This is a genomic window from Streptomyces sp. NBC_00237 (assembly GCF_026342435.1).
GTDB lineage: Bacteria > Actinomycetota > Actinomycetes > Streptomycetales > Streptomycetaceae > Streptomyces.
In genome coordinates this window covers 2,592,758-2,606,779 of record NZ_JAPEMT010000002.1, presented here as the reverse complement: position 1 = coordinate 2,606,779, position 14,022 = coordinate 2,592,758, and the positions used below count along the sequence as shown (strand labels likewise).

The following is a 14,022-nucleotide window of genomic DNA, read 5'->3' as shown; positions in this document are numbered from 1 at the left end:
GTCGGGTCAGAGCAGGCTGATGAGGGCGCGCCGGATTCCGCAGGCGAGGGCGGTTGGGCCCAGGATCAGGACGGAGAGGCGGCTGGCGGTCACGAAGCCTTCTTGACGCCCGCGAACGCGCCGACGCCGCCGAGCGCGAAGAAGAGGAACTGGATCGGCTCCAGGTCCAGGAGCTGCCTGAACGCGTCGTTGAGCTGGACGAAGTTCTGCGTCAGGAAGCTCATCAGATCCGCGCCCTGGCCGTCGGAATAGGCGATGGCGATGCCCAGGATGTCCCCGACGTACACCGCGAGCAGCGAGAAGACCACGCTCGTCACGACGACCACCGGGTTGCGCCCGCCGAGCTTGGCCGCGACCAGGCCGGTCAGGAAGCCGATGCCGAAGGTGAGCCAGCCGATCTGGAAGTCCGCCTTGCCTATGATCACGCCGTAGACGACGCCTCCCACCAGCGCCACCGCGAGCCCGGCGAGCAGGCCCAGGCCCACATTGCCCCGGCGGGCGGCGGGCGCGGGCTGCGGGTAGCCGCCGAACTGGCCCCCCTGGGGCTGGCCGGGGAACTGGCCCTGGGGGAACTGGTTCGGCTGCTGCGGCTGGCCGTACGGGTTGGGATCCTGGCCGTACGGGTTGCCGCCGGGCTGCTGGGGCGGCTGAGCGGGATAGGACATGGGCGGTTTCCCCCTGGGAAGTGCATGCGCGTAAAGCGTGCATAAGTTCGGTTGTGCGGGCTGACCGTAGCAGTAGCCCCCGACAACCCGTGTGCGGATTACGGGACCATTCCGGGCGGAGCTCGGGCCGGCACCAGAACAGCGGGCGTCCGCCGTGCGGCGGATCGCCTGGCGGGTGTCATCGCGGGCGCGTACCGCGTCGTTGCACACCGCCCGGGCGCACCTGAACGCCCGCGTCGGCAGCTTGCGTTGACGCCGCTGCCCCGTGCGGATGCGCCGGCGGATCCTGATCATGGCGCGCCCAGGGGGGGGGGAGGCGCCATGGGTGCGTGGCTTCCGTCGGGGCCTCAGAGCCGGTGGGCCGCTCCCGCCGGGCTCGCGCCCCGGGTGTCCAGGAGGAGTTGGGCCTTGACCGCCAGACCCTGGAGGTCGTAGGTGCGGTGGTGCTGGAGCAGGATCGTCAGGTCGGCCGCGGCTGCCGCCTCGTAGAGGGAGTCGGCGCGGGGGACCGGGACGTCGCGCACCCGCCAGTGCGGGACGTGCGGGTCGTGGTAGGTGAGGTGGGCGCCCATGTCGCGCAGCCGGGAGGCGATTTCGGGGGCGGGGGAGTTCTCCTGGTCGGCGAGGTCGGGCTTGTAGGAGACGCCGAGAAGCAGGACGCGGGCGCCGCGCGCGGACTTGCCGTGCTCGTTGAGGAGGGTGGCGCAGCGCTGGATGACGTACGCGGGCATCCGGCCGTTGATCTCCTGGGCGAGGCCGACCATGCGCAGGGGGTGGCCGGGGGTCCGGCTGTTGTACGAGAGGTAGTTGGGGTCGAGGGGGAGGCTGTGGCCGCCGACGCCGGGGCCAGGGCGGAACGCCTGGAAGCCGTAGGGCTTGGTCTCGGCGCAGCGGATGACGTCCCAGAGGTCGACGCCGAGGTCGTGGCAGAGGACGGCCATCTCGTTGGCGAAGGCGATGTTGACGTGGCGGTAGTTGGTTTCGAGGACCGCGACCGTCTCGGCCTCGCGGGGGCCTCTGGCGCGGACGACCTTGTCGGTGAGGCGGCCGTAGAAGGCGGCGGCGGACTCGGTGCAGGCGGGGGTGAGGCCGCCGATCACCTTGGGGGTGTGGGCGTAGTCGTGGGTGCGGTTGCCGGGGTCCAGGCGGCTGGGGGAGTGGGCGAGGTGGAAGTCGCGGCCCGCCCGCAGGCCGGAGCCCTGCTCCAGGAGGGGGCGCAGGAATTCTTCGGTGGCGCCGGGGTAGGCGGCCGATTCCAGCAGCACGGTGGTGTGCGGGCGCAGGCGCGCGGCCAGCGTGCGGGCGGCGGCCTCGACGGCGGACAGGTCGAGGGTGCGGTCCGGGCCGATCCGGGTGGGGGCACAGATCACGGCGGTACGGACCCGGCCCAGCTCGGCGGGGTCGGTGGTGGGGCGGAAGCCCCGGGCGAGCATCCGGCGGATCTCGGCGGCGGAGAGCGAGCCCTCGACCGGCGGACGGCCCGCCGCCAGCTCGGCGACGGCGCGGGGGTCGGGGTCGTAACCGATGGTGGCGATGCCGGCGGCGACGGCGGCCTGGGCGAGGGGGAGGCCGAGGTGACCGAGTCCGATGACGGCGAGATCTGCGGGCATGGCGTGAGCCGTCCTTCCCTTGAGTCCGCAGGGGCCGACTGCCTCGCCTTTAACCGGAGGCGGGTCGGTGCGCAAGCCCTGTGGACAGTTCGAGCCGAGGAAATGTCAGACTAGGCGTAAATATGACCGTGATGGGGGATTTGCGAGTCGGGCCCGTCCCCGGTTGTCCACAGGCAGTGGCTGAAGGAGCGCCCTGCGGCGAGAATCGGTGGAGTGGTCCGGGGCACACCCGTCCAGGAGCGCCGCACCAGCCGCACCAACCGCACCAACCGGGAGGCAGCAGTGAGGACAGCGACACTGGGACCGGCCGAGCGCGCCGAGGCGCTGGCCGCGATGGCCGAACGGGAACTGGACGTGCTGGTGGTGGGCGCGGGCGTGGTCGGTGCGGGCACGGCGCTGGACGCCGTGACCCGGGGCCTGGCCACCGGCCTGGTCGAGGCCCGCGACTGGGCGTCCGGCACCTCCAGTCGCTCCAGCAAGCTGATCCACGGCGGCCTGCGCTATCTGGAGATGCTCGACTTCGCTCTCGTACGGGAAGCGCTGAAGGAGCGCGGGCTGCTCCTTGAGCGGCTCGCCCCGCACCTGGTGAAGCCGGTGCCGTTCCTGTACCCGCTCCAGCACAAGGGGTGGGAGCGCTGGTACGCGGGCTCGGGCGTGGCGCTGTACGACGCGATGTCGGTGTCGTCGGGGCACGGGCGGGGTCTGCCGATGCACCGTCATCTGACGCGGCGGCACGCGCTGAGGGTGGCACCGGCGTTGAAGAAGGACGCGCTGACCGGGGCGCTCCAGTACTACGACGCGCAGATGGACGACGCCCGTTACGTGGCGACCCTGGTGCGCACGGCCGCCGCGTACGGTGCGCACGTCGCCAACCGGGCCCGGGTCGTCGGGTTCCTGCGCGAGGGCGAGCGGGTCGTCGGGGTGCGGGTGCAGGACGTCGAGGCGCAGGGCGAGTACGAGATCCGGGCGAAGCAGGTGGTGAACGCGACCGGGGTGTGGACCGACGACACCCAGGCGCTCATCGGGGAGCGCGGGCAATTCCATGTGCGGGCGTCCAAGGGAATTCACCTGGTCGTTCCGAAGGATCGAATTCATTCGTCCACGGGATTGATTTTGCGTACCGAGAAATCGGTCCTTTTCGTCATTCCGTGGGGAAGGCACTGGATTGTCGGAACGACGGACACCGATTGGGATCTGGACAAAGCGCACCCGGCGGCTTCCAGCGCGGATATCGACTACCTGCTGGAGCACGTGAATTCAGTGCTGGCGGTGCCGCTGACCCGGGACGACGTGCAGGGCGTGTACGCGGGCCTGCGGCCGCTGCTGGCCGGGGAGTCGGACGCCACCAGCAAGCTGTCGCGGGAGCACACGGTGGCGCATCCGGTGCCGGGGCTCGTGGTGGTCGCGGGCGGCAAGTACACGACGTACCGGGTGATGGCGAAGGACGCGGTCGACGAGGCGGTGCACGCGCTGGACGTGCGGGTCGCGGAGTGCGTCACGGAGGACGTGCCGCTGGCCGGGGCGGAGGGCTACAAGGCGATGTGGAACGCGCGGGCGAGGATCGCCGCCCGGACGGGTCTGCATGTGGTGCGGGTGGAGCACCTGTTGAACCGGTACGGATCGCTGGCGGAGGAGGTCCTGGAGCTGATCGCCAAGGACCCGGGTCTGGGCGAGCCGCTGACCGGGGCGGACGACTACCTGCGCGCGGAGGTCGTCTACGCGGCCTCGCACGAGGGGGCGCGGCACCTCGACGACGTGCTGACGCGGCGCACCCGGATCTCCATCGAGACCTTCGACCGGGGCACGCTCAGCGCGCTGGAGTGTGCGGAGTTGATGGCCCCGGTGCTGGGCTGGGACAAGGGGCAGGTGGAGCGGGAGGTGGAGCACTACGAGAAGCGGGTGGAGGCCGAGCGGGAGTCGCAGCGTCAGCCCGACGACCTGACGGCGGACGCGGCGCGGCTGGGGGCGCCGGACATCGTGCCGCTGTAGGGGTCGCGGGGGCTCGGGTGCGGGGCGCGGCGGTTGTCCGTCGCGCCCCGGGGGTGTTGGCGGTCCGTGCGTGGGGGACAATGGGGGCTCTGCCAGGGCGGGTTGCCGCATCGCCGGGGAAGCCGCCGAGAAGGTCCTACGACATGTTCGTACATGTAGGTACGGCCGGGGCACGGGGCGAAGATCAGGGATCGCAGAGGGGACGCATGTCGGACGAGCCGGAGCAGTCGCGGAAGAGCACGCAGGATGCCGTGTCCGACGAGAAGCGGGATGCGGTGTCCGGCGGGCGGAAGGACAGCGCGCCGGAGGACGGCAAACCCAAGGGCGACGCGGCGCGGGACGCCGAGTCCGGCACGCCGGGAGACGGCGAGAAGGCGCAGGGCGCCGAGAAGGCTCGGGTCGGCGAGAAGGCGCGGGGTGCTGAGAAAGCGCTGGACGGCGAGAAGGCGCGGGGCGCCGAGAAAGCGCCGGTCGGCGGGGCGTCGGATCGTGGCGGACGTTGTGAGGTCTCCGACGAGACGGCCGCCGAAGCCGCCAAGGACGCCGCGTCGGACACCTCCCAGGAGGTCGAGGGCCGACTGCTGGCCGGGCGCTACCGGCTCGGTGACGTGCTCGGCCGGGGTGGCATGGGCACCGTCTGGCGGGCCGTCGACGAGACGCTCGGCCGGACCGTCGCCGTCAAGGAGCTGCGCTTCCCCACCGCCATCGACGAGGACGAGAAGCGCCGCCTGATCACGCGGACCCTGCGCGAGGCCAAGGCCATCGCCCGGATCCGCAACCACAACGCGGTCACCGTCTTCGACGTCGTCGACGAGGACGACCGGCCGTGGATCGTGATGGAGCTGGTCGAGGGCAAGTCCCTCGCCGAAGCCATCCGCGAGGACGGCCTGCTGACGCCGCGTCGGGCCGCCGAGGTCGGGCTCGCGATCCTCGACGTGCTGCGCGCCGCGCACCGCCAGGGCATCCTGCACCGCGACGTCAAGCCGTCCAACGTACTGATCGCCGAGGACGGCCGGGTCGTCCTGACCGACTTCGGCATCGCCCAGGTCGAGGGCGACCCCTCGATCACCTCGACCGGCATGCTCGTCGGCGCCCCCTCGTACATCTCGCCGGAGCGGGCGCGCGGCCACAAGCCGGGGCCCGCCGCCGACCTGTGGTCGCTGGGCGGGCTCATCTACGCCTCGGTGGAAGGTGTTCCGCCGTACGACAAGGGCTCCGCCATCGCCACGCTGACGGCCGTGATGACCGAGCCGGTCGACCCGCCGAAGCACGCGGGTCCGCTGGAGGACGTCATCTACGGCCTGCTCGCCAAGGACCCGGCGCAGCGCCTCGACGACGCGGGCGCGCGCGCCCTCCTCACCGACGTGCTCTTCCAGCTGGACAAGGCGGACGCGGCCGGGGACGAACTGGCCCGGTCGGACGCCACGAAGATGGTTCCGCTGCCGCCCCTGCCCGAGGAGAAGGCCGCCCCCCGCGCCCCCAAGGGCAAGAAGCAGGCCGCCACGCCGAAGGCCACCGCCACTCCGCCCGCGGCGGCACCGGTGACTCCCGCTGTGGCGGGGCCCGCCGCGGCCGGAGCGGCCACGGCCGCGATGCGGTCCAGCGGCTCCGGTTCCGGCGCGGGTTCCGGATCCGGCGGTACGTCGCCGGGGACGGTCGGCGGGATGTCGCCCGCCACGCGCAAGCGGGCCCTCCTCGTGGTCGCGCTGGTCGCGGCCCTCGCCGTACTCGGCACGGTGCTCGCCATCGTGTTCAACAAGGACGACGACAAGAGCCCCACCGGCAAGGGCGGCCAGAACTCCTCCAGCGGCGCGACCGCGGGCGGCGACGCCAAGAACCCGGACAAGGACCCCGCGAAGGACAAGGGCACCGAGCCGGAGAAGGGCAGCACCGGCGGGGGCGGCACCCCCGGAACGAAGCCCACCACCACCCCCGGCACCGGCAACCCCGCCGACGGAGCGGTCCCGGCCGGTTTCACGACCGTCACCGACGACCGGTTCCACTTCACGATGGCGATGCCCGAGGGCTTCCGGCGGAACGACATAGCGGGCAAGAACTCGGGCGGCATATACAACAAGGACGGCGGATTCCCCCGCGTCCAGGTCGACTTCACCAGTTCGCCGGGGCCCAACGCCGCCACCGCCTGGCTCGCAGCCGTCGCCTCCGTAGGCGCCAAGAGCAAGGACTTCCAGCAGATCGACATCAAACCGGTCAACTACAACGGCTACCCCACCACCGCCGACTGGCACTTCGAGCGCACCGAGCAGGGCCAGCGCACGCACGTCCTGAACCGTGGTTTCAAGGTCGACGACAAGCGCGGCTACGCGATCATGGTGAGCTGCCGGGCGGACGAATGGGACGGCGCGGAGTGCAAGCAGCTGCGGGAGACCGCCTTCGCGACGTTCAAGCCGACCGCCTGAGGTTCCCGGGGTGGGCCGCGTCCCGGCCGCGTCCCGCCCGCGTCCCGGCCGCGTCCCGCCCGCGTCCCGCCCGCGTCCCGCCCGCGTCCCGGCCGCGTCCCGCCCGCGTCCCGCCCGCGTCCCGCCCGCGCCTCGGGATTCAGCGGATTCGCCGGGATGAGGTGACACCGCCTCGTAACGGGGTATTGCCACGTATCGTGAGACCCCGTGGACCGTACGCAGCCGCAATTGGCCGGTAAACGACCGGAATTGACGGTTTCGGGGGGTCCGCGCAGTCTTGGTGGACAGCTCCGTCGACCGGGAGCAGCGGGGAAGCGCGCACACGGGGGAGGCGTTGTGGACGAGTACGCGGGACGGGTGCTTGCCGATCGCTACCGCCTGCCGTTGCCGCCCTCCGACGAGTACGACCTGGTGGAGACCCGCGCCTTCGACACGTACAGCGCGCAGGAGGTCCTCGTACGGCAGGTGCCGCTGCCGGAGGTGGTGGAGGCCGAGCTCCTCGACGCCGACGGGGGGACCGCCCACCGGCGTGGCCTTCCCGGGCGCGGGACGCCGCCGCGCTCCACCGACCCCTCCGTACTGCGCGCCGTCGAGGCCGTGCAGGCCGTCGCCCAGATCCCCGACCACCCCCGGATCGACCAGGTCTACGACGTCTTCCAGGAAGACGGCTCGCTGTGGATAGTGAGCGAACTGGTCTCCGCGCGCCCGCTCGCCGCGCTCCTCGCCGAGGCTCCGCTCAGCCCGTACCGCGCCGCCGAGGTCGCCTCCGACGTGCTCACCGCGCTGCGCGTGCTGCACGCCCACGGCTGGACCCACCGGAACATCACCGTCCGCACCGTGCTGGTCTGCGACGACGGCCGCATCGTGCTCACCGGCCTCGCGGCGGGCGCCGCCGAGGAGGCGCTGTGCGGGTACGCGCCCGTCCCCGGCCGGATCCCCGCGAACACCGGCGAGCGGGACGGCGGTTGGTCGGACGGCGCGATTCCGGTGCCGCGCGGCCATGTCGCCCCGGGCGAGGAGCCGTCGGCCCCGGGCGAGGAGGCCGCGTCCGGCAGGCCCGCGCTCCCGGCGCTGCCCAGCACCTTCTCCGCCGGGCAGGCGGGGCCGCCGGGCGGGGCCCCGCTCCCGCCCGCCCCCTTCGGCCCTCCCGGTTCGGATCCGAGGGCCGCCAGAGCCGGTGCCATAGCCGCCTACCGGGCGGGAGCGCGCGCGGCGGTCCAGGCCACCGAGGAGCAGCGCCGCCAGGCCGACCCGGCCCGCGGCCCGTACCTCCAGGACCAGGGCCGGGCCCCGGGCACCCAGCAGGGCGGCGCGCCCGACCCCGCGTCCTCGTACGGCGCGGGCACCGGCCCGATCTCCCCGTACGGCGACCCGCCCGACCGGCCCCGCACGACGGCGGTGTCCCCGCTGGGGCAGCGCCCGGGGGCGGTCTCCCCGTACGGCGACACCGGCGGACGCCAGGGTTCCGCCTACGACGCTCCTTCCCGTACGCCATCGGATTCCCGTACGCCATCGGATTCCCGTACGGCATCGGCTTCGGGCACCGCAGCGGCTTCGGGTGCCGCATCAGCCGCGCGCGTGCCGACGGGCGGCACGGGTGCCGCCCCCGGCGAGGCCACCGGCGTCGAGCGCGCCGGTGAACCCGCGCCGGGCGCGGGCTGGCACGGCGCGGTGCCCCGGGGCGGAGCGGGCGGGGCGGGCGGCGAAGCGCTGCGTGCCGACGACATGCGGCACGGCCGACCCGTACCGGGCCAGACCCCGCACCACCCGGCCCGTACGCAGCTCCCGGCCCCGGGGCACAAGCCCGGCCGCGACCCGGAGGCGGCGCCCAAGCCGTCCGGTGGCGGCAGCCGCTGGGACGACGTCATCGCCGGGCTGCCCTACCGGGGACCCAGTACGCCGCTGGCCGCCGAGCGCGCCCGGCAGACTCGGATCAACGTGGTCGGCGCGGTCACCGAGCGGTGGGCGCCCGAGCAGGCGGGTCCCGTCCACGTCAACTGGCAGTTGGCCCCGCCGATCGGGCCCGCCACCGACCTGTGGGCGCTGGGTGCGCTGCTGTTCCGCATCGTGCAGGGCCATGCGCCGTATCCGGAGGACAGTGCGGCCGAGCTGGTGCAGATGGTCTGCGCCGAGCCGCCCGCCTTCGCGGAGGACTGCGGTCCGCTGCGGCCTGTCGTGGAGTCGCTGCTGCGCCAGGACCCCACCGAGCGGCCCGACTTCGAGGAGCTGCGGGGCTGGCTGCGGTCCCTGGTGCGCTCCGCGCCCGAGCCGGAGGCGGGCACCAAGGTCGTTCCGGTGCCTTCGCCGCCCGACGCCGCGCGGCTGCCGATCGTACGGCGCAGGGGCGAACTCGTACGGAAGCGGAAGGGCAGGAGCAAGGGCAAGAGCGCCGCGAACCAGGGGCGGCACCGGCACAAGCAGCCCAAGGGGCGGGCCCCGGAAGCCAAACCGGTCAAGCCGCAGCGCGGTCCTCGGGAGCCGAGGATCGGGGCCCGGCAGCCCCGGTCGATGGGGCGGTGGCTGCTCGTCCTGGTGCTGGCGCTGCTCGCGGCCGCCGTCGTGTACGCGGTGAAGTTCATGCCGAAGGACGAGGGTCCGTCGAACGGGCAGAACACGGGAAGCGGTCAGCCCGCGCGGTCCCAGGAGCCGCAGCAGCCCCAACAGCCCGCGCCGCAGCCGACGTCGGCCGACGACCCGCAGAAGGGCAAGGACCCCGGCAAGGAACCGGACAAGGGCAGGCCGACGGGGCCCGCGCAGCCGCCGCCCGAGCAGACGGCGGACTCCGGGGTGCCCGACGGGTTCAAGGTCGTCAAGGACGCGAAGGGCTTCCAGATCGCCGTGGGCACCGACTACCGGCGGGAACTGGGCCGCGACAGCCAGGTCCGCTACTACGGGGGCGACATCGAGCTCATCGTGGTCCCCGGCCGGGACACGGTCAAGGAGATGGGCGCCGACCCCATGCAGTACCAGCTCAAGTCCGAGCCGGAGATGCAGGCCATGCGCGACTCCACCTGGGTCTCCCAGAGGGGCGTGCGGAGCATCGGCGTCGGTCAACAGGCCGGTGCGGAGGGGCAGTTCTACTGGCGTGACCGCAGCGGCCGGGACATCATGGTGCGCAACAAGGTGATGATCGTCGACGAGAAGTACCACATCATTCAGGTCATCGGGCCCGAGCGGCAGCTCGACGAGATCGACCGGGTCTACGAGGCGGCGACGGCGCAGTACCGTCCGCATTCCTAGGGATTCCCAGGGCCTGTCCGGCCCAGGGCCTGTCCGGCCCAGGGCCTGTCCGGCCCAGGGCCTGTCCGGCCGACAGGCCCTGGCCACCGCACCGGCGCGCCGCGCGGGCACGGTGTCGGCACGTCGTCCGCACGCCGTGGGCACACCATCACCGGCCCGGCATTACGGTGCGGTCTCGTGATCGGCCCTGTGTTCCACCTCCGCACCCGCGATCCGTAACCTGGGTCGTCAGAGACACGGGGCGGTGGGCTGGATCGTGGAGAACGCAGGCGGCGGCAGGCACGCGACGGACGGCGCGGGCGGCAGCGGGACACAGACGGGCGAACTGCTCGCCGGGCGCTACCGGCTGGGCGACGTCCTCGGCAGCGGTGGCATGGGCCGCGTCTGGCGGGCCAGGGACGAAGTGCTGCACCGCACCGTCGCCATCAAGGAGTTGCGGGCCGGTCTGTACGCGGCCGAGGCCGACCGGGCGGTCCTGCACGCCCGTACGCAGAAGGAGGCGCGGGCCGCCGCCCGGATCAACCACCCGGGCGTCGTCACCGTGCACGACGTGCTGGACCACGACGACCGCCCGTGGATCGTCATGGAGTACGTCGACGGGCCCTCCCTCGCGGACGCGCTCAAGGAGACCGGCAGCGTCTCCCCGGAGGAGGGGGCCCGCATCGGGCTCCAGGTCCTCGGCGCGCTGCGGGCCGCGCACCAGGTCGGCGTGCTGCACCGGGACGTCAAGCCGGGCAACGTGATGCTGGCCAAGGACGGCCGGGTGCTGCTGACCGACTTCGGGATCGCCGCCATCGAGGGCGACTCGACGATCACCAGGACCGGCGAACTGGTCGGCTCCCTGGACTACTTGGCCCCCGAGCGCATCCGGGGCGAGGAACCGGGGCCCGCCTCCGACCTGTGGGCGCTGGGCGCGACGCTGTACACGGCGGTCGAGGAGCGCTCGCCGTTCCGCCGGACGTCGCCGATCAGCACGATGCAGGCGGTGGTCGCCGAGGAGCCGTCGCCGTCGTACAACGCGGGGGCCCTCGCGCCCGTGATCAGCGCACTGTTGCGCAAGGAGCCCGACGAGCGTCCGACGGCCGCCGAGACGGAGCGGATGCTGCGGGAGGCGCGGGCGGGACGCAGCTCGCGCGAGGCGCAGGCGTACGTGTCGACGCGGCACGTCCCGGAGGACGAACTCCGTTCCGCCGTACCGGTCCCGCCGACCACCGCGCTGCCGGGCCCCCCGCCGGGGCCGGGCCCCGGGACGGGGAACGCATCGGCCTTCGGGCAGCAGTCGGGGCAGACGTACGGCGGCCAGCAGTCGGGGCAGTCCTACGGCGGCCGGCAGACAGGACAGTCGTACGGCGGTCAGCAGCACGGGCAGCCGCACGCCGGTCAGCAGCACGGGCAGCCGCATGCGGCGCAGCAGTACCCGCAGGCGTACCAGCACCCCTCGACCGGGCACACGCCGTTCCCGCCGCACACGACGCCGCAGTCGCAGGTCCAGGTGCCGCAGCAACAGGACAAGCGCCGAGGCAAGGCGCTGCTCGTGGTGCTGGCGGCGGCGCTCATCAGCGGTGGAGCCGTTTTCGGCGTGCTCCAGTGGCAGGAACGGAACTTCACCGGCTCAGGCGGCGGGACCACTGCCTCGGGCCAGCAGGGCGGCGGCGATCCCGCCAAGGACAAGGGCGGGGACAAGGGCGAAGATCCGGCCGACGGCAAGGACAAGCCCAAGAAGGGTGCGCTTCCCGCCGGTTGGGAGGAGGTGGACGAGAAGGGGTTCAGTCTGCCCGTGCCCAAGGGCTGGAAGCGCGTGGGGTCCACCCCCAACGCATTCGACTACACGCCGGACGGCGGGATCCACCTCATCAGGATCAACGTGGACCGCACGCCCGACTACCGCGACCCCAACGACCATCTGGCGCAGATCGAGAAGACCCTCAGGAAGACCCTGCCCGCATACCAGCGGGAGCGGATGGGGCCGGACAACTACCGCGACCGCCCCAGTGGCGTACTGGAGTTCACCTTCCGGGAGAAGGGCCTCGCCGCAGGCCCCCGGTACGCGAAGGACATGCTCTACATCGACGATTCCGGTCCCGAGTACGCGATCTACGTGATCGGTCCCGAGTCGGAGCGGGAGAAGACGAAGAAGCGCTTCGACACCGTGAAGGCGGGCTGGAAAGTCAAGCAGTGAGGCACGTGGTGCTGGAGTGTTGACACGGTCACGGCTCTGCATCGCTCAACCACCCCGGTGGCACCGCGCGCAAGGCACCCGTCAGGATGGTGGGCATGACGAACGACGGGGGACAGGCGTACGAGCCCACCAGCTACGAGCTCCGACCGCCGAACGCACCACAGCCGCCGCCGCAGCAGGGCGTGACGAACCATCAGGGCGCCCCGTACCCGGGCGGAACCCCGTACCGGCCCGGCTCTCCCTACCAGGAAAACCCGTCCCAGCAGTACGCCCAGGCCCAGGGACCCCACCCGTCGCCCACGCCCCGGCAGCCCCCGGCGCACACCCCGCCCCAGGTACCCGTCCAGGGCACCCGGGCGACCGGGTTGACCGACCCGGAGGCGGGCCGCACCATCGGCGGCCGCTACCGCCTGGTCTCCCGGCTCGGGCACGGCGGCATGGGCACGGTCTGGCGGGCCCACGACGAGGTCGTGGACCGCGACGTCGCGGTGAAGGAACCCCGCGTGCCGGACCACCTCCCCGAGCGCCAGCGGCACAACGTCTACCTGCGCATGCAGCGCGAGGCGCGGGCCGCCGCCCGGATCGAGCACCCGTCCGTGGTGACCATGCACGACGTGGTCGTCGAGGACGGCAAGCCGTGGATCGTGATGGAGCTGATCCAGGGGCACTCGCTGGGCGACCGGCTCCAGGAGGGCACTCTCGACGTGCGGGAGGCGGCCCGCATCGGGCTCGCCGTCCTCGGCGCGCTGACCGCCGCCCACCAGGCGGGCGTGCTGCACCGCGACGTCAAACCCGACAACGTGATGCTCGGGCAGGGCGACCGGGTGGTCCTCAGCGACTTCGGGATCGCGCAGATAGAGGGCGAGCAGGGGCTCACCGACACCGGCGGGTTCGTCGGCTCGCCCGAATTCATCGCGCCCGAGCGGGTGCTGGGCCAGCGTCCTGGCCCCGCCTCCGACCTGTGGTCGCTGGGCGTGGTGCTCTACGCGGCGGTCGAGGGAATGTCGCCGTACCGCCGCTCCAACACTCCCGCCACCCTCCAGGCCGTGCTGTCCGCCGATCCGCAGACGCCCGCCCGGGGCTCCGGGGCCTTCGGCGCGCTGGTGATGCGGCTGCTGCACAAGGACCCGGCGGCCCGCCCGCACCCCGACGAGGTGCGCCAGGCGCTGGAGAAGGCGACGGGCCAGGCCCCGCCGCCCCCGTCGGCGCCGACCCGGGTGATGCGGCCGGGTAGCGCGTCGGACTGGGTTCCGCCGGTGCTCCAGCGCAGCAAGAAGGCGCGGTTCGGGCTGCTCGGCGGAGTCCTCGTCCTCGCCCTCGCGCTCGTCGTGGTCCTGGTGAACCCCTTCGCGGGCGACGGGCCGCCGGAAGGCTGGAAGCTGCACCGTGAACTCCAGAGCGTCACTGCGGAGGTGTACCTCCCGGGCGACTACAAGAAGGCCGAGGACAACGACGCCGGGATCGAGAACTACTACGAGCCGGGCAACGTGTTCCAGGTGAAGTTCGAGCGGGTCGCCCTCGAAGACATCGACGACGACGATGTGAAGCCGACCAAGTCCGGCTGGTCGCAGTACTACCGCAAGGGCGGCAAGAGCGGACTGGACGTGAAGAAGGCCGAGGTCAAGACCACGGACACGACCTGGCAGGGCAAGAAGTCCTTCGACACGGTCGTCGACTTCACGCCGTACAGCACCAGCGACACCGAGAAGGACCCGATCCGCTACCGGTACCACGAGCGGCTGCTGCTCAGCGAGGAGAAGAAGGCGTACTGGCGGCTGCACGTGGCCATGCCGTCGGAGGGCAGGTTCGCGGCCGAGGGAGAGCAGCTGTTCAACGACATCACCACGTACCTCAAGATCCTGGATCTCTAGTCGCAGCCGCTTCTGATCAGTGGAAGCGCCCCTGATCAGGGCCTATGT

At 72.5% G+C, this 14,022-nt stretch carries 7 protein-coding genes; 5 read left to right on the top strand and 2 right to left on the bottom strand.

The features are described from left to right. Nucleotides 1-89: 89 nt before the first annotated feature. The gene (locus tag OG897_RS25295) at nucleotides 90-665 is read right to left on the bottom strand and encodes a hypothetical protein (protein ID WP_266659611.1); all 576 of its coding nucleotides are present in this window, start codon (nucleotides 663-665) and stop codon (nucleotides 90-92) included. A gap of 347 nt (nucleotides 666-1,012) precedes the next feature. Next, nucleotides 1,013-2,275: a nucleotide sugar dehydrogenase gene (locus tag OG897_RS25290; protein WP_266659609.1), complete on the bottom strand. Its 1,263-nt coding sequence runs from the start codon at nucleotides 2,273-2,275 to the stop codon at nucleotides 1,013-1,015. A 282-nt stretch (nucleotides 2,276-2,557) separates the two neighbouring features. On the opposite strand from OG897_RS25290, the gene OG897_RS25285 reads away from it, so the two are divergent. From OG897_RS25285 to OG897_RS25265, 5 genes are all read left to right on the top strand, one after another. Then, nucleotides 2,558-4,264 carry a glycerol-3-phosphate dehydrogenase/oxidase gene (locus tag OG897_RS25285; RefSeq protein ID WP_266660481.1) on the top strand — a complete coding sequence of 569 codons (1,707 nt, stop codon included), beginning with the start codon at nucleotides 2,558-2,560 and terminating at the stop codon, nucleotides 4,262-4,264. A 206-nt stretch (nucleotides 4,265-4,470) separates the two neighbouring features. Then, the gene (locus tag OG897_RS25280) at nucleotides 4,471-6,684 is read left to right on the top strand and encodes a serine/threonine-protein kinase (protein WP_266659607.1); all 2,214 of its coding nucleotides are present in this window, start codon (nucleotides 4,471-4,473) and stop codon (nucleotides 6,682-6,684) included. Between the two features lie 336 nt (nucleotides 6,685-7,020). Continuing rightward, complete coding sequence (locus OG897_RS25275; RefSeq protein ID WP_266659605.1) at nucleotides 7,021-9,924, top strand: protein kinase; 2,904 nt, start codon at nucleotides 7,021-7,023, stop codon at nucleotides 9,922-9,924. 325 nt (nucleotides 9,925-10,249) lie between these two features. Further along, on the top strand, nucleotides 10,250-12,103 hold the full coding sequence (locus tag OG897_RS25270) for a serine/threonine-protein kinase (protein ID WP_266660479.1): 1,854 nt from the start codon (nucleotides 10,250-10,252) through the stop codon (nucleotides 12,101-12,103). A 95-nt stretch (nucleotides 12,104-12,198) separates the two neighbouring features. Then, nucleotides 12,199-13,974, top strand: a complete 1,776-nt coding sequence (locus tag OG897_RS25265) for a serine/threonine-protein kinase (protein ID WP_266659603.1) — start codon at nucleotides 12,199-12,201, stop codon at nucleotides 13,972-13,974. Nucleotides 13,975-14,022: the final 48 nt, after the last annotated feature.